Raw genomic sequence first — 16,550 nt, forward strand, 5'->3', positions numbered from 1 at the left:
GGATGAGGCTGGCTACTTGGGCTGCCTCACAAATCTCACTCAGGCCGTCTGACGTTCCAGCTTCTGCCAGAGCCGCTTTTCCGCCAGATCCAGCAGAGTCTCCAGCATCAGATCAGCGTCAGTCTCCACCGTCCGGTGGTTGACGATCGCAGCCCGAATGGCGCGCTTGCCATGTATGAGTGTCGTGGAGGGTGCAGCGACCCCGCTTTCCTGCAAGTCTTTCACCAGTTCGCCATTCAGGCTGTCTTCATCCGTGCCTGAAGCAATCACACGGAAGCAGACAATATTAAGCGTAACGGGTGCCAGCAATTCGAGGCAGGGCGTTGCCTGAACCCGTGCAGCCAGATGCTGCGCTACAGCACAACATTGTGACACTACACCGCCAAGGCGCTCAGTTCCGAAAGAAGCCAGCGTGAACCAGACTTTCAACGCCCGAAAACCACGGGACAAATCTGGCCCCAGATCACAAAACCACGGAGCGCCGGCAGCCAGCCCGCGATCTTCCCGTGACAGATACGCCAGAGACTGCGCAAACGCCGCCGCCTGCCGCCCCGGCTCCCGGACCAGAACGCACCCGGCATCGTAAGGCGTCTGCGCCCACTTATGGAAATCAAACGCAATGCTGTTAGCGCGTTCCATCCCTGCCAGCGCCGGAGCATAGTCTGGAGAAAGACGCGCCATAGCGCCAAATGCCCCATCCACATGGAACCAGAGATTTTCAGCCTCGGCAAAGTCCGCCAAAGCCGTCAATGGATCAATCGAGCCGGTATCAACCGTCCCTGCGGTGCCGACCACCACAAACGGTTCCAGCCCGGCGGCCCGGTCTGCAGCCACCATTTCGTGGAGAGCCGCTATATCCATTCGGAAGTCTGCATCCACTGGCACCCGGCGCAGGGCCTGTGTACCAAGGCCAGCCATATCAAAGGCACGAGCAATGCAGCCGTGAGCCGTCTGGGCGGCGTAGCCAACCAGCCTGCGCCCTGCCAGCCCAGCACTCCGCATTTCCAGACCGCTCTCCACAGCGCGGCTTGCCGTAATCATGGCAATAAAATTAGCCATGGACGAGCCCGTAACCAGAACACCCGTCGCAGTTTCCGGAAAGCCGAGCATGGTCGCAGCCCAGCGGATAACCATGCGTTCCACTTCAATCGGCGCATGGTCCCGACCACCCAGGTTGGCGTTCAGCCCCGCAGCCAGAAGCTCGGCCAGCATTCCCTGTGCCGTGCCGCCTCCATGCACCCACCCCATAAAGCGCGGATGCCGGTTGCCTGTCGCATAAGGTGTCACTGACTGAGTAAACTGCTCATAAAGTGCCGTGAGAGACGTTTCCTGCGTGGGGAGCGCCGTATCCCGAAAACTCTGCCGGACAGTCTCTGGCATCGGCTGCCAGACCGGGCCGGAGGCCACGTTCTGCACATTATCCAGCATTTCATCCAGCATGCGGTGCCCCAGCGCCCGTAATGCGTCCCAGTTTTCCGGATCAAGCCCCGCCACGTTTTACTCCTTTTGCGGCCCTCCTGCCGCCTGCAGGCCTTCCGCGTTTTCCTGCGTCATGCGGGCAAATTTTCTGGCCAGCACCGCACAGACGAACAACTGGATCTGGTGATAGATCATCAGCGGCAGGACGATAAGCCCGACCGAGGCCGCCGGGAACAGCACGTTGGCCATCGGCACGCCAGACGCCAGTGTTTTTTTGGAACCACAGAACACAATGGCAATCTCATCGCGCAGCGGGACACCAGCCAGACGGCTGCCATAAGCCGTAATCAGCAGCACGCAGACCAGCAGCAGGAAGTCTACCAGCGCAATCAGGCCAAGCTGGCTCAGCGGCAGGCGGTGCCACAAGCCCTGCATTACGGCCTCACTGAAGGCGGTATAGACCACAATCAGGATCGACCCCCGATCCGTCAGGGATAGGAGCTTCTTATTCCGGTGCGCCCACTTACCGATCCACGGCTGGAGCAACTGACCAAGAATAAACGGCAGCAGCAGCTGGAAAACGATATTCATCACATTACCAGAGGCCCCGCCATGCTTGCTGAGCACCAGCCCCACCAGAAACGGCGTGATAAAAATCCCTGCAATATTGGACGCTGTGGCAGCACAGACAGCCGCTGGCACATTGCCGCCGCCAATGGAGGTGAACGCAATAGAAGACTGCACGGTGGATGGCAGGCAGCACAGGAACAGCACCCCGAGCCAGACATCATTCTGCAAAAGCCCCGGCATCAGAGCATGTGCGGCCAGCCCCAGCAGCGGGAACAACACAAAGGTGCAGGCCAGAATAATCAGATGCAGCCGCCAGGCCATCACGCCATCCACGACCGCTTTGCGGGACAGGCGCGCGCCTTGCAGGAAAAACATCAGGGCAATGACAAGAATGGCAAGCCACTGGAAAACCGGCACCGCCGCACCATGGCACGGCAGGACCGTCGCCAGAAAAATGGTGCAGATCAGGCCAATGAGGAAAGGGTCCAGTCTGAACATCTGCTGCGCTCTTTTTAATGTGACACGCGCTTTTAGATCGGACGCGTGAAATCTGTATTATTTTTAAGATCCGGATTGCACCCGGCTCCCGCATACGCCACCTTTACGATCAAATGAATTACAAAACCATTCTTTCCCCCGCTGGTCTCATGCTCGTGAGCCTTGGTTTTTGCGCCGCCGTTGTTCCGTTACAGGCAACGCACGCCGCAGCTCCTCCCGCCAGTTGCGCCGTGATCACGCACGGGGCCGCACAGGATAGTGCGCATGGTGTGACCTATGAAAATGTGGTCGTGCGCACGCCAGACGGCAGCAGCGGCCTGACGGCGGGCAAAATGACCTTTACCGGCAGTTCAGCTGACGCGGCGCATGATCAGGCTGACGCCGCCTCTCTGCTGCTGATGTCCGCTATCACCGGGCGCCACAACGCCGCGTGTTCAGACTGGCTGGCACAGCAAGGGCAAGCCGCCGCTGCGACCCTGAAAGCTGGTGGTGGGTATGACATCACATGGAACAATGCAGTCCTGACGCACGGCTCTAACCGCGTGTCCAGCAGCACTGCGCATTTCAAGGTCGACGGCAGCACCTCCGCTCATACCAGCGCGGCGACCCTCGCTCTGTCTGGCCTGAGCTATCAGGGGATCAGTAATGAAGCCCTGCTCCCCTCCGCGGCTAATGCTGCGTTCTCGCTGCCTGCGTCAGAACTGCCTGCACTGATGGCAGCCATTGGTGGCCGCTCCACCGCTGCCCCCGCCGTCCATGTCACCATTTCCAGCTTTAATGCCACGCGCGATACCGTGCATATGACAGGCAACGGCACCGCGACCCTGACCGGGAATGTTAACGCCACCACGGCCTCCGGCCATCTGGAAGTCAGCAATCTGGAAGCGCTGATTGAAAAGGCCCGCGCGGCCAAGCAGATGAAGCTGGCCGCTGGCCTCGTGCTGGCCCGACTGGTAAGCCATGCCCAGAATGATGCCAATGTGTGGAACACCATCTGGCAAGGCGGCGTGCTGACTGTGAACGGCTTCCCGCTTCCGCTTCACTAATTTCTTAAAACATATACCGAAAAAAAAGCGGGCTGCCTGAGCAGTCCGCTTTTTTGTTGGTCCGGTTATACTCCCTGCAAGCCCGCCCAGACACAGCGCGCGCAAGCCCTCGGTGTAAAAGGATCAGGCAACTTCTGCCGCCACCTTCTTTGTCATTTTGACCAGATCCCGCAGCACGCGGCGGGCCAGATCAATGCGTTGAGCATTGGTCAGTTCCCGCACCACCGCCATTTTGTGGTCGGGGCGCAAGCGAACAGCACCATCTTTCCAGCGCCCCATCCACTGCACCAGCCCTGCGGGGTTTTTGAAGCTGTTATTGCGGAACTGAAGGACCATGCCCTTCGGTCCAGCTTCCAGACGTTCAACACCTGCGGCGCGACACAATCTTTTCAGATCCACAATATCCAGCAGGTTCTTCACCTCCGGCGGCAGCGTGCCAAAACGGTCCACCAGTTCAGCTTCCATTGCTTCAAGCTCTGCATCAGACGCCAGACCACTGATGCGACGATACAGACCAAGACGCACGGGCAGATCCGGCACATAGGCATCGGGGATCAGAACAGGCAGACCGACGATGATATTCGGCGTCCAGTCCCGATCTTCCGCACGGCGCCGGCTGGTTTCATTACGGAGGTCGGCCACCGCATCTTCCAGCATCTGCTGATAGAGTTCGATCCCCACTTCCCGCACATGACCCGATTGCTGGTCGCCCAGCAGATTGCCTGCCCCGCGCAGATCCAGATCGTGCGAGGCCAGCGTGAAGCCCGCCCCCAGCGTATCCAGCGTCTGCATGACTTCCAGACGCTTTTCCGCAGAGGTGGAAAGTGCGTGCGTTTGTGGCCAGGTCAGATAGGCATAGCCGCGCTGTTTACCGCGCCCCACACGTCCGCGCAGCTGATAGAGCTGCCCAAGGCCAAACATGTCGGCCCGGTGGATAATCAGCGTATTCACCGCTGGCATATCCAGCCCGCTTTCCACAATATTGGTGGAGAGCAGGATGTCATATTTCCCGTCCGAGAACTCGGTCATCACCCGTTCAAGTTCCGTAGGTGTCAGACGACCATGTGCCTGCACCACTTTGGCATCCGGCACGATAGAACTGAGGCGTTCGGCCAGACGATCCAGATCTTCAATGCGCGGAGCCACGCAGAAAATCTGACCACCACGGAAACGCTCGCGCTGAATAGCCTCCCTAATCACGACGCTATCAAACGGCATGATAAAGGTGCGCACTGCCAGACGGTCAGTCGGGGGTGTTGCAATCAGGCTCATCTCCCGCACGCCGGAGAGCGAGAGTTGCAGAGTACGCGGGAGAGGCGTGGCAGAAAGTGTCAGCACATGCACGTCTTCACGCAGTGCTTTCAGCTTTTCCTTATGGCCCACGCCAAAATGCTGTTCCTCATCAATAATCAGCAGATCAAGCGAGGCAAACTGCACCGTTTTAGCCAGCAGGGCGTGCGTGCCGATCACGATATTCACGGAGCCGTCCGCAAGACCTTTGCGCACAGCTGTTGCTTCCTTGCCTGTCACCATGCGGGACAGCTGCGCGACGTTGATGGGAAAGCCTTCAAAACGTGCAGCAAAGGTGCGGTAATGCTGGCGCGCCAGCAGCGTGGTCGGCACCACAACAGCCACTTGTCCACCGGACATGGCTGCAACAAAGGCCGCACGAAGCGCAACCTCCGTCTTCCCAAAGCCTACATCGCCACACACAAGCCGATCCATCGGGCGGCCTGAACCCATATCATCCAGCACATCGGCAATGGCGCGGGACTGGTCATCCGTTTCCACAAACGGGAATCGGGCACAGAACTCGTCCCATAGCCCCTCCGCCGGAGCGAGAACGGGAGCTTCCTTCAGGGCGCGGGCGGCAGCGGTGCGAATCAGCTCTCCAGCCATATCGCGGATGCGCTGCTTCATCTTGGCCTTACGGCCCTGCCAGGCAACACCACCGAGCTTGTCCAGCGGCACACCTGCCTGATCGGAACCGAAGCGGCTCAGCAGTTCAATATTTTCTACCGGGAGATAAAGCTTCTCGCCGCCATCATACAGCAGACGCAGGCAGTCATGCGGGGCTACGCCAACACTGACTGTCTCCAACCCGTCATACCGGCCGATCCCGTAATCCTGATGAACCACCAGATCTCCGGAGGAAATTTCTCCGGCCTCGGCAATCAGTTCATCTGCCCGACGCCGACGGCGTGGCGGGCGGCCAATACGTTCGCCCAGCAGATCCTGCTCGGATACAAAAGCCAGATCATCCGCAACAAAGCCGCGTTCCAGCCCCAGTGTCAGCAAGGCAACTGAACCGGCTTTGGCTTTGCGGGCCGAGGCCCAATCATCATAGCTCTGAGTGGCAACGCCGTGCTCACGCAGCAGCGTGCCAATGCGCTCACGTGAGCCTTTGGTCCAGGCCGTGACGTACGTCTTGCGCTTGACCTGTCCCCAGTCCCGCACCTGCTCCCCGAGAAGTGTGAAAACCTGCTCACGCTGGGCACCGGGCACAATCTTGGCAAACATCTTGCCCGGCCGCCCGCCAACATCCATGCCCGCAGCGCCATCAGGTTTGGCATAAGGGCTAAAGGCAACCACAGGCAGACGGCTGAGAATCGCCTCCCAGCCTTTGGAATCGAGATACAGCAGATGTGGTGGCAAAGCGCGGTACGGTGTTTCCCCTTCCCGCGCTGGTTGGCGGCGCGCCTGATAATGATCGGCGATCATGTCCAGACGGTTTCTGAGCACGTCCTCCACCTGATAATCCAGCGAGACGGAAGCATTCGGCAGATAGTCGAACAGTGTTTCCAGCCGCTCATGGAAGAGCGGCAGCCAGTGCTCAATGCCCGGATAGCGCCGACCATCGGAAATATGCTCATACAGCGGGTCAGAGGCCGCAGCAGGACCAAAAACATCCCGCCAGCCAGTGCGGAAACGGGAAATACTGGCGGCATCAAGCGAGAATTCGGAAACAGGCCGCAGGGTCAGCGCATCCTGTTTGGAGGTAGAGCGCTGGGAGCCGGGATCAAAAGCACGGATATTTTCGACTTCATCGCCAAACAGATCCAGCCGCACAGGTTCAGCGGCCCCTGCTGAGAACAGGTCAAAGATACCACCGCGCGAGGCAAACTCGCCTGCTTCCATCACCGTATCGGTGCGCGTGTAGCCATTGGCAATCAGCAGTTCGATCAGAAAAGCCTGATCAAGGCTTTCGCCCTGTTTGACCGTCAGAGACTGGCCTTCAAACGTAGAGCGCGGTGAGACGCGCTGCACGGCGGCAGAAACAGTTGTCAGCACCAGACGCGGGCGACCGTCAGACGGTTCCAGCAGGCGCGTCAGGGTCGCAACACGCTCCGCCACAATTGCCGGGTTGGGAGAAACCCGGTCATACGGCAGGCAATCCCATGCCGGGAAACGCAGGGTTTCCACATCCTCCGCCACATAAGCCAGCATATCTGCCAGCCGGGCTGTAGAGGCATCATCCCGCGCAATATGCAGGACAGGCCCTTTATGTTCTCTGACCCTTTTGGCCAGCAAAAGCGCATCATACCCTTCAGGCACACCCCAGATGGGCGCAATACGGCCCTCAGCGCTCGTCTCTTCCGTCATCCGGCTATCCCAACTCCTTTTGCGCGACACGCATCAACCATCCGGCGTAACATGGGGGTCTCCCGCTCTGGCGGCAATGGCAGACGGCCAAACAGCCAGTCCGTCAGGTCCGGGTCCGGGATTTCCAGAATGGCTTCCATGTCCGTCAGCTCCGCCGCGTTCATGGTGCCGACGTTCTCTTCAACAAAGCCGCCAATCAGGGCGTCTGTCTCAAACGTGCCGCGATGTGACGCGCGAAACAGCAGGCGACGACGCCGGGAGGCCAGAGCCTCCTCAGAATCCTGTTCGGGCGGAAGAGTGGTCGTTGAATTGTGTTGCATGGCGCTGGTGTCCTATAGCCTTGGCGTTCTCTTCTGTCAGCCTGCCAAACAGAGGCCTCTGTCGCGCCAGTGTCCAGCCCCCCGCCTATCACATCCGCTTCGGCGCCCGGTCCGTTTGACCGCTCCAGCCTGTCCAGCATGCTGGCGCCGCTGGAAACACTGCCGGGTGTCAGCACAGCGCGGGCAAAGCTGCTAAGCCGCATTGCTGGTGGTTCCCGGGTTCTGGACCTGTTGTTCTGCCTGCCGGAAAGCGTGGTGGACCGCCGCCTGCGCCCCACTCTGGCGCAACTCAGGCCAGACACAATCGCAACCATCTCCGGCACCGTACAGGATATCCGCGCCCCTGCTCCGCGCACCCGGCAGCCATGGCGTGTGACGCTGGCAGACGGCACGGGTCAACTGGAACTCGCTTTTTTCTCCAAATGGCAGGCGGAAAAGGTCGTCCTGGGCGAATCCATCGCGGCCTCCGGCAAGGTCGAACGGTTTGGTGAACGCCTGTGCATGACCTCGCCGGATTATCTGCTTCCCGCCCGCTCGGCAGATCGCATCCCCGGTCTGGACCCGGTCTGGCCGCTCACGGCGGGGCTGTTTGCGGGCAACGTCCGTTCGGCCATGACGGCCGCCCTCACCCGCCTGCCGGCCACACTGCCAGAATGGCATGAGCCTGCCCTCATCAAAAAGAAAGGCTGGCCGGACTTCATCACCGCCCTGACATGGATGCATTTCCCAGACCGCATTCCGGGCAGTGACGCCGGGGACGCATGGCGGGCGCAGCAAACACGCGCGCAGGCCCGGCTGGCCTGTGATGAACTGCTGGCTGATCAGCTTGCCACCCGCATAGCCCTGCATGCCTCCCGCGCACGCCCCGGCCGTAGTCTGCGGGGTGATGGCCATTTACAGCGACAAGCTCTGGCAGCCTTTGGCCATGCGCCAACCCCCGGCCAGAAAAAGGCTCTGGCTGAGATTGAAGCCGACATGGCCGCCCCCTACCGCATGAGCCGCCTCCTGCAAGGCGATGTGGGTGCCGGCAAAACGCTGGTCGCCTTACTGGCTATGCTGCGGGCCGTAGAAGCTGGCACCCAGGGAGCGCTGATGGCCCCCACGGAAATTCTGGCTCGCCAGCATGCCGCCACCTTTGCGCACCTTTCTCCCGTGCCCGTTGCGTTCCTCTCCAGTTCCGTCAAAGGCAAAGCCCGCAAAAAAGCCCTGCAGGAAATAGAAGATGGCACGGCCCGACTGGTAATCGGCACGCACGCGCTGGTGCAGGAGACCGTGAAATTTGCAGATCTCGGGCTAGCGGTGATTGATGAGCAGCATCGGTTTGGGGTGGAACAACGCCTGACGCTGGTGGAGAAAGGACCGGCCACGGACATGCTGGTCATGACTGCGACCCCCATCCCCCGCACCCTGCTGATTACCCGCTTTGGGGATATGCAGATCAGTCGGCTGGACGGCAAACCCGCAGGCCGTAAGCCTGTACGCACCTCCCTCCACACAATCAGCGTGATGGATGACGTCATTGAAGGGCTGGCCCGTGCCCTGACCAAAGGCGCCCAGATTTTCTGGGTCTGCCCGCTCGTCTCGGAAAGTGAGGCACTGGATATCGCTGCGGCAGAAGCCCGGCAGGCGGCCCTGCTGGAACGGTTTGGTGAAGTTGTGGGGCTGGCACACGGGCGGCAGGACGCCAATGTGCGTGAAGAAGCGCTTCAGGAATTTGCACAGGGCAAAACCCGCATTCTGGTCGCCACAACCGTCATTGAGGTGGGCGTGGACGTGCCAACAGCCACCATCATGGTGATAGAACATGCCGAACGCTTCGGACTGGCCCAGCTCCATCAGCTCCGCGGGCGTGTGGGTCGTGGTTCTGCGGCATCTTATTGCCTGATGCTGCATGATGAAGGGTTAGGACTGACCGCCCGCCGCAGGCTGACCTGCCTGCGCGAGACCGAAGATGGCTTCCTGATTGCCGACGAAGACTTCCGCCTGCGCGGCGGGGGGGACATGACTGGCCGCCGCCAGTCCGGGCTACCAGAATACCGGATGGCCCCGGAAATTCTGGTGGATATGCTGCTGGAAACCGCGCATGCCGAGGCGGAAAAACTCCTACCCGATACTGCGCCATTGACCGCCGCACCGCCGCTTCCTCTTGCGGCCAAAATTCTGCTGATTTTGTTTAACAAAACTGACGCAGCCCGCATCTTTGCTGGTGGCTAAACGGCCGGGATTAGGGTTTATCGCCCCCAACAACGGCGGCAAAACGACCCGGTGTCATACCCACATGCGTTCTAAAGACCTCGATGAAGCTGCTTACCGTTTCATACCCAAGGTCAAACGCTACGGTCGTCACAGGCCGCCCCTCCGTGAGCCATTCAATGGCCTGCACGACACGAGCGCGCGCGTGCCAGACGCGGAAGGAAAAACCCGTTTGCGCTTTATACCAACGACTGAACGTTCGTTCTGAGAGAGAGGCCTGCTCCGCATAGGCGTGCATGCTCTGTCGGCCCGCAGGATTTCTTAAAATATCCTCCGCCACGGCCAGTAAGCGTGGATCAGACGGCATGGGCAGACAGAATTCTTCTCGTGGACTGCTGGCAATCTCATCAAGAATGACCTGCGCGATATGCGTCTGCTGTGCTGTCAAATGTTCTACCGCCGGCCAGAGAGCCGCCCGCAGAACAGCTTCCCTCAGTAACGGAGAGATTAAGAGGCGTTGCGGTCTGTCCGGTATACCCCGGCATGCGGACTGTGCGATATAAACGCTCCACCCATGAAATGGCCCGTAAGACCGAAACTCATGAGCAAGATGCGGAGGTACCCACATGGCCATCGCAGGTGGTACGACCCAGCGTCCTTCTGACGTACTGAGCATGGAAAGTCCGGTTATCGTGCCGATCAGCTGCCCACGCGCATGCTGGTGCGCGTTCGTCTCCCGCGCGCTACGACCCCGTGCACACTGAGCGATAAGAAGAGGCTGATCCCTGTTGAGGGCCTCCAACGGGAGAAATGGGTCTGAAATGGCAGCTAACCCGTATTGATTGGCATAACCCCATTAACGGGCCATGCCCCGCATAAGGCAAGACTGGTTTTCCTTCACTGCCAACAGGAGATCCGAATGTCTTCCTTCACCTCTGAACACATCATCCGCAAAATGTTTGAGACGTTTACGGACTTCAGCACCAGTCTGGAGCAGCTTAAAACGTTCCTGACGCCTGATTACCGGCAAATTGTGGATGGGCGCACCCTGACGCTGGACGACTTTCTCACGCATGCCCACGCCTTGCGGGAAGCACTTCAGTCACTTGAGATCACGATTGAACGGATCGTTTGTCAGGAAGACAGAGCAGCAACTGTGCATGTTGCCCGGGCGATACACCCCTCCGGCCATATCAGCAGGATCAGGGTAATCGCGTTTTTTGAGATTAAAGACGGACGCATCGCGCTGGTCGATGAACTTACGCACGTTCTTGAAGGAACCACCGAGGATACCGCTCTCGGGTCCCTCCAATAAAACACGCGTTTTGCTCCGGCACATACCGGGGCAAAACGCGCCAGTCTTTATTTCACTGCAAGTTCAACATCGTGCAGACACGCTTTGTCATGCTCGCCCGGATGGCCTTCATGGAAAGGTTCATCCGTCAGCATCACGTTGCTCAGATCAGCCAGCCGCAGGCAGGCCCATTTGCCTGTGGGCCTGACCTCTTTCTCGTGGGAATCTTCCCCGCGATAGATCAGAACGCGTTCTTCTCCATCCCCTTTACCCAGAGCATGGGGCGACCCGAATGCAGGCTTGCCCTGAAAAGAAAAGCTCACTGCTTTTTTCTGTTTAATGGCTTCGCTCAACTGCTTTTTGACCGTCATATACGGCAATCTCCTTGTACAAATACTACGCCAGTCGGCGGCGGTGCCCGTCAGACAAGCCGGCTCTCAGGCAGAAAGCGTCTTCTTCCCCAGAGCAATAATTTCGTTCTCTTCCAGCCCTTCCGGATTATGACGGGCCTTTTTGGCGACTTCCTTTTCAAAATCGGAAGCGTGTTCGCCACCCTTCAGCACATGGTCTGCAAGCTGAATAATTTCTGCTTTTGTCAGGAGCTTGGGAGAATGCGTCGCTTTACCCGCCAGATCATGAAGAGAACTGGAAGTATGCGGAGCTTTATCGTGAGACATGATGATTTCCTTAATTCGTCTACTTCTACACAAGATAGGAACGAATAAGGAAATCTCAATGTTATAACATATATTTACTTACACAATATATGCTGAAAGCTTGACGTTTTCTTTAAGAAATCACGAAATACAGAGGGCCGCGTTTTTTAGGGCGCAGCCTCCCCGGCCTCCGCCAGCCACGCCTTCACCTGCCCTTCAGGGTCCGCATGCTGCGTGAAGTCGGAAACTGCCGCCACACTATCTGCCCCGGCATCCAGACACGGGCGCAGGCGCTCCAGCGTAATACCTCCAATAGCGACCAAAGGCAGATCGCCAATCAGGTTTTTCCACTCCGTCAGACGCTCCGTGCCCTGCGGGCCAAACGGCATTTTCTTCAGGCGGGTGGGCCAGATGGGCCCGAGAGCCACATAGTCCGGTTTGCAGGCCAGTGCTCTGGTTAGTTCTTCATGGCTATGCGTGCTGATTCCCAGACGGATACCGGCCTTGCGAATAGCCTCAAGGTCCGCTGTATCCAGATCTTCCTGACCAAGATGAAGGTAATCAATCCCCTCCGCCACAGCGATCTGCCAGTAGTCATTCAGCACCAGACAGACGTCATGCTTCTTTGCAAAGGCATGGGCCGCGCGAATTTCCGCCAGCAGCTCATCCTGCGGGAAATCCTTGATGCGGAGCTGAATAAAGCGCGCGCCAGCGCTTCCAAGCCGGTCCACCCAGAGCGCAGTATCAACAACAGGATAAATTTTCTGTGGGAGAGATGTCATGCCAGCATGGCCTTTCCGACGACGGGGGTTGAAGGAACAGCCATATCGCGCTCTTCCATAGGGTCAGCCTTACGGGCCAGCGTGCCGGCCTGCACAGCAAAGCGGAAGGCCTCTGCCATCACTGCGGGTTCCCCGGCTTTAGCCACCGCGGTGTTGATCAGAACGGCGTCATAGCCAAGTTCCAGCGCCTGTGCTGCGTGAGACGGCACACCAATGCCTGCATCCACCACCAGCGGCACATCCGGGAAATGCGCCCGCATGGCCCGCAGCCCGAAAACGTTGTTCAGCCCTTTGCCGGAACCAATCGGCGCGCCCCAGGGCATCAGCACTTCACACCCCACTGCCAGAAGGCGCTCGGCGACCACCAGATCTTCTGTGGTGTAGGGAAAGACCTTGAAACCATCTTCCGTCAGCACGCGAGCGGCTTCTACGAGCCCGAACACGTCCGGCTGGAGCGTATCCAGCTCTCCGATGACTTCCAGCTTGACCCAGTCCGTACCGAACACTTCACGCGCCATGTGGGCAGTGGTGACGGCTTCCTTGACGGTATGGCATCCGGCTGTATTGGGCAGAACCGGCACACCGAGTTCCTGAATAAGGTCCCAGAACGCCTGTCCGGCCCGCTCCCCGGCAGATTCACGCCGCAGAGAAACCGTGACAACGCCCGGCTGAGCCGCCTTGACCGCATCGCGCAAAATATCAGGGGATGGATACTGGGCGGTGCCCAGCATGAGCGGAGAAGACAGAACTGTGCCGTAAAAAGATTTCGTCATGAGGTCTCAGCCTCCCTGCATGGGCGCAACAATTTCAATCCGCGCACCCTCCCGCAACACAGTCCGGGCACGGTACGGCACCGGGACAAAGCTGCCATCCATGGCGGTGGCAATCCGCGCCTCGCCGTAGCCGAGTTCATCAATCAGGGCTGCCAGCGTCTTGGCCGACACCTCATGAACTTCGTCGTTGACCACGATCTGCATGTGGGCGTTCTCCCCTTAAACCTCTGTTGCCGGACTTAAGCACGTTTCCCCTGCGGGGCAATCGGGTTCAGGCTGCCTTCTCCGGCGCTCCGAAAATGATGTTCGCTGCTTCCTGCGCCCGTGCGGGAGAAAGCAGAAAGCCGTGGCGATACATGCCGTTCACATAAATATGCTGCCCATCCTGCACGACGGTGGGCATGTTGTCCGGGTAGGACGGTCGCAGCCCGGTGCCCATTTCCAGAATTTCCGCTTCACCAAACCCCGGATGCAGCACCCAGACCGCATTGAGCAGCTCGGTCATGGAGCGCACGGTCATCCCGCCTGCGTTTTCGCTTTCAATCATGGTGGCCCCGACCATGAAGACATGGTCAGCCCGCGGCACGATGTAAATGGGAATACGAGGGTGCAGCATGCGCACCGGGCGATGCAGCGCAACGTCCGGGCAGCGTAGCAAAATCATCTCGCCCCGTACGCCCCGCAGCGTATTGAGTTTGGCACGGGCATTCAGCCCGGTGCAGTCCACCACCCAGTCAAAATCGGCTTCATCCGGTGCCGATGCACCGTCCAGCAGCACGGTGCCCCCCATGACTTCCAGACTTTGCCGGAGGGCAATCAGAGCCTTGCGAGGGTCAACGTGCCCTTCATCAGCAAAAAAGAGGGCTTTATGGAAACGGCCCGCCAGATCCGGCTCCAGCAGCGCAATATCTTCCGTGCCAAGGGTATGAAAATGCGATGTGCGCCGCCCGAACCGGGCAATCTCCCCTACATCCCGCGGGGGAGATAAAACCAGACTCCCGGCCCGCACGACATCGGGCACATGCGCAGCCCACCACTCCACAGATTCAACGGACTGCGCCGTTACCTCGGCAGGAGCGGATTCAGCCTCACACCAGGGGGCGAGCATGCCGCCCGCCATCCATGATGCTCCGGCGCCGACCCGCCCCCCACAATCATACAGCGTAACCTGCCCGCCACGCTCGGCCAGCGTGACAGAGGCCGTCATACCGGCAACACCGGCTCCTTTGACCAGAATGCGCGGAGTGCTGTGCATGGTCTTCAAATCCTTCCACGTCCACCCGGCCACTCCATCCGGATTTCCATGTTATAACAACAGAATAGCAGGAGACACTAGAAGAGGCGCGCCACAAGCACCACCAGCAGGCAGCATTCCGTAACCGCCGTCACAATCCACCGCAGGCCCATATAGCCGCTCGGCAAGGCGCCTGTGCGCCACCCCTGCCGCTCCAGCACAGCCAGCAGTGGGACTGCTACGGCCAGAATCGCAACACCGGCCACAGGCATCCACGCAAACGCTGTATAGGTAGCAACCCACCCGATAAACGCAGGCACCACCCCCAGCACAAGCCGCATGATATCCGTGCGGTCTGCCCCACTGGTGACAATCATTGGTGCGGGTTCAAGCGCCAGCCCCCAGTGTACCGCCCCGAAAAAGGCCAGAGACACCGCGCAGTAAGACACAAAGGCCATCATCAGATTGGGGATGGGCACGCCGGAGGTAAAAAACACAATCCCGCATGCGCAGAAAATCAGGGGCAGAAGCCCCGCTATTGCCAGCACCACCGCCACAAATGGAAGTCTCTTCATGAGCTTTGGGTGTGCCTCCTCTGCACGCTTTCAGGTCGTCAACTGGTTGACAGAAAAGCCCAACAGGCTGCCACTAGCAACTGCAAGGAAACGCGCGCAGCCGTGTTTCGTTGAAGCAAAAAGAAAAACAACGCATCTCGGCCAGCCCAAATTGCCTGAGCCTGAAACGGGAATGAAAAATTATGAGTGCCATTGTCGATATCATCGCGCGTGAAATTCTGGACAGCCGCGGAAACCCGACAGTTGAAGTGGATGTTGAACTGGCCTCAGGCGCTAAAGGGCGGGCTGCCGTGCCGTCTGGTGCTTCCACCGGCGCTCATGAAGCCGTTGAACTGCGGGACAAGGACCCCAGGCGTTTTGGTGGCAAGGGTGTTCTGCAGGCCATTGAAAATATTGAAAATGAAATCCTGCCGACTCTGCAGGGTGCCGAATCGTCTGACCAGATTGATATCGACAATGCGATGATTGATCTGGACGGCACCCCTAACAAGAGCCGCATGGGCGCCAACGCGATTCTGGGTGTGTCTCTGGCCATCGCCAAAGCCACGGCGGCCGAGCTGCATGTGCCGCTGTATCGCTACATTGGCGGCGTATTTGCCCACACCCTGCCCGTGCCGATGATGAATATCGTCAATGGCGGCGAACATGCCGACAACCCGATTGATATTCAGGAATTCATGATCCAGCCGGTGGGCGCACCGACGGAATCCGATGCCATTCGCTGGGGCGCGGAAATTTTCGCCCACCTCAAAAAAGATCTGCAGGCTGCCGGCCACAATACCAACGTGGGCGATGAAGGTGGCTTTGCCCCGGCTCTGAAATCGGCTGATGAAGCCCTGGGCTTTATTACCCGCGCCGTGGAATCCGCAGGCTACCGCCCCGGCGAGGACGTGACGTTTGCGCTGGACTGCGCCTCTACTGAATTCTTCCGTGATGGCAAATACATCATGAAAGGCGAAGGCAAGACGTTTGATTCGGGCGAGATGGTCAGCTGGCTGGCAGATCTGACAAGCCGTTACCCCATTGCCTCCATTGAAGATGGTCTGGCGGAAGATGACTGGGAAGGCTGGGCTCTGCTGACGGAAACGCTCGGCAAGAAAATTCAGCTGGTTGGCGATGATCTGTTTGTGACCAATCCCGAGCGCCTGCGTCGTGGCATTAAGGCCGGTGTGGGCAATTCCATTCTGGTGAAGGTCAATCAGATCGGCACCCTGACGGAAACGCTGGAAGCCATCGAAGTGGCCCATAAGGCTGGCTACACGGCAGTCATGAGCCATCGTTCCGGTGAGACGGAAGACTCCACCATTGCGGATCTGGCCGTTGCAACCAACTGCGGGCAGATCAAAACCGGTTCACTCTCCCGGTCTGACAGAACTGCAAAATACAACCAGCTCATTCGCATTGAGCAGGAACTGGCCACCGCCGCACAGTATGCAGGCCGCTCCATTCTGAAGTCCTGAGCGACAGGGCTGCACCAGCAGACTGAAGCCTTTAAGAGCCGTGTTCTCCGGAGCACGGCTTTTTTTATGCCCTTCCACACCTACAGTCTCTTCCTGTGCAGATCTTCATGGTTTAGACATAAAGATA

16 protein-coding genes and 1 pseudogene are annotated in these 16,550 nt (G+C 58.9%); 4 read left to right on the forward strand and 13 right to left on the reverse strand.

Annotated elements, in window-relative coordinates; translation table 11 throughout:
* Window positions 1-39 precede the first annotated feature (39 nt).
* Window positions 40-1,494, reverse strand: coding sequence for a pyridoxal phosphate-dependent decarboxylase family protein (locus HK23_RS10135; protein WP_086653865.1), 1,455 nt, complete (start codon window positions 1,492-1,494; stop codon window positions 40-42).
* A gap of 3 nt (window positions 1,495-1,497) precedes the next feature.
* A complete protein-coding gene (locus HK23_RS10140; protein WP_086653866.1) occupies window positions 1,498-2,487 on the reverse strand; it encodes a bile acid:sodium symporter family protein in 990 nt (329 codons plus the stop codon).
* A 149-nt stretch (window positions 2,488-2,636) separates the two neighbouring features.
* Here HK23_RS10140 and HK23_RS10145 point away from each other — a divergent pair, with 149 nt between their 5' ends.
* Complete coding sequence (locus tag HK23_RS10145) at window positions 2,637-3,533, forward strand: hypothetical protein (RefSeq protein WP_086653923.1); 897 nt, start codon at window positions 2,637-2,639, stop codon at window positions 3,531-3,533.
* 123 nt (window positions 3,534-3,656) lie between these two features.
* On the opposite strand, the gene mfd is transcribed toward HK23_RS10145, so the two are convergent.
* Together mfd and HK23_RS10155 are read right to left on the reverse strand one after the other, a co-directional pair.
* Window positions 3,657-7,136 (reverse strand): transcription-repair coupling factor, encoded by a 3,480-nt coding sequence (gene mfd / locus HK23_RS10150; RefSeq protein ID WP_086653867.1) that lies wholly within the window; start codon window positions 7,134-7,136, stop codon window positions 3,657-3,659.
* Window positions 7,133-7,456 carry an FAD assembly factor SdhE gene (locus HK23_RS10155; protein WP_063908188.1) on the reverse strand — a complete coding sequence of 108 codons (324 nt, stop codon included), beginning with the start codon at window positions 7,454-7,456 and terminating at the stop codon, window positions 7,133-7,135. Before HK23_RS10155 ends, mfd begins: the two co-directional genes overlap by 4 nt.
* A gap of 69 nt (window positions 7,457-7,525) precedes the next feature.
* On the opposite strand from HK23_RS10155, the gene recG reads away from it, so the two are divergent.
* Window positions 7,526-9,670 carry an ATP-dependent DNA helicase RecG gene (gene recG / locus HK23_RS10160; RefSeq protein ID WP_086653868.1) on the forward strand — a complete coding sequence of 715 codons (2,145 nt, stop codon included), beginning with the start codon at window positions 7,526-7,528 and terminating at the stop codon, window positions 9,668-9,670.
* Window positions 9,671-9,680: 10 nt separating this feature from the next.
* Here recG and HK23_RS14785 read toward each other — a convergent pair whose 3' ends face one another.
* Both HK23_RS14785 and HK23_RS14910 read right to left on the reverse strand, forming a co-directional pair.
* Window positions 9,681-10,097, reverse strand: coding sequence for a helix-turn-helix domain-containing protein (locus HK23_RS14785; RefSeq protein ID WP_143217546.1), 417 nt, complete (start codon window positions 10,095-10,097; stop codon window positions 9,681-9,683).
* A gap of 9 nt (window positions 10,098-10,106) precedes the next feature.
* Window positions 10,107-10,451, reverse strand: a pseudogene (locus HK23_RS14910) (AraC family ligand binding domain-containing protein); the annotation flags it as partial.
* Between the two features lie 117 nt (window positions 10,452-10,568).
* Between HK23_RS14910 and HK23_RS10170 the strand changes: the two are divergent.
* Window positions 10,569-10,964: a nuclear transport factor 2 family protein gene (locus tag HK23_RS10170; protein WP_086653870.1), complete on the forward strand. Its 396-nt coding sequence runs from the start codon at window positions 10,569-10,571 to the stop codon at window positions 10,962-10,964.
* A 47-nt stretch (window positions 10,965-11,011) separates the two neighbouring features.
* Here the strand turns inward: HK23_RS10170 and HK23_RS10175 are convergent, their stop codons facing one another.
* From HK23_RS10175 to HK23_RS10205, 7 genes are all read right to left on the reverse strand, one after another.
* A complete protein-coding gene (locus tag HK23_RS10175; RefSeq protein ID WP_063908936.1) occupies window positions 11,012-11,314 on the reverse strand; it encodes a hypothetical protein in 303 nt (100 codons plus the stop codon).
* Window positions 11,315-11,380: 66 nt separating this feature from the next.
* Window positions 11,381-11,620, reverse strand: coding sequence for a hypothetical protein (locus HK23_RS10180; protein ID WP_086653871.1), 240 nt, complete (start codon window positions 11,618-11,620; stop codon window positions 11,381-11,383).
* Window positions 11,621-11,766: 146 nt separating this feature from the next.
* A complete protein-coding gene (locus tag HK23_RS10185; RefSeq protein ID WP_086653872.1) occupies window positions 11,767-12,381 on the reverse strand; it encodes a thiamine phosphate synthase in 615 nt (204 codons plus the stop codon).
* Window positions 12,378-13,154 (reverse strand): thiazole synthase, encoded by a 777-nt coding sequence (locus tag HK23_RS10190; protein WP_086653873.1) that lies wholly within the window; start codon window positions 13,152-13,154, stop codon window positions 12,378-12,380. Before HK23_RS10190 ends, HK23_RS10185 begins: the two co-directional genes overlap by 4 nt.
* 6 nt (window positions 13,155-13,160) lie before the next feature.
* Window positions 13,161-13,358 carry a sulfur carrier protein ThiS gene (gene thiS, locus HK23_RS10195; RefSeq protein ID WP_086653874.1) on the reverse strand — a complete coding sequence of 66 codons (198 nt, stop codon included), beginning with the start codon at window positions 13,356-13,358 and terminating at the stop codon, window positions 13,161-13,163.
* Between the two features lie 67 nt (window positions 13,359-13,425).
* The gene (locus HK23_RS10200; protein WP_086653875.1) at window positions 13,426-14,409 is read right to left on the reverse strand and encodes an FAD-dependent oxidoreductase; all 984 of its coding nucleotides are present in this window, start codon (window positions 14,407-14,409) and stop codon (window positions 13,426-13,428) included.
* 77 nt (window positions 14,410-14,486) lie between these two features.
* Window positions 14,487-14,963, reverse strand: a complete 477-nt coding sequence (locus HK23_RS10205) for a DUF3429 domain-containing protein (RefSeq protein WP_086653876.1) — start codon at window positions 14,961-14,963, stop codon at window positions 14,487-14,489.
* A gap of 182 nt (window positions 14,964-15,145) precedes the next feature.
* Between HK23_RS10205 and eno the strand changes: the two genes are divergently transcribed.
* Window positions 15,146-16,423, forward strand: a complete 1,278-nt coding sequence (gene eno, locus HK23_RS10210) for a phosphopyruvate hydratase (protein WP_086653877.1) — start codon at window positions 15,146-15,148, stop codon at window positions 16,421-16,423.
* Window positions 16,424-16,550 lie beyond the last annotated feature (127 nt).

Source organism: Acetobacter malorum (assembly GCF_002153605.1).
GTDB classification, from domain to species: Bacteria; Pseudomonadota; Alphaproteobacteria; order Acetobacterales; family Acetobacteraceae; genus Acetobacter; species Acetobacter malorum_A.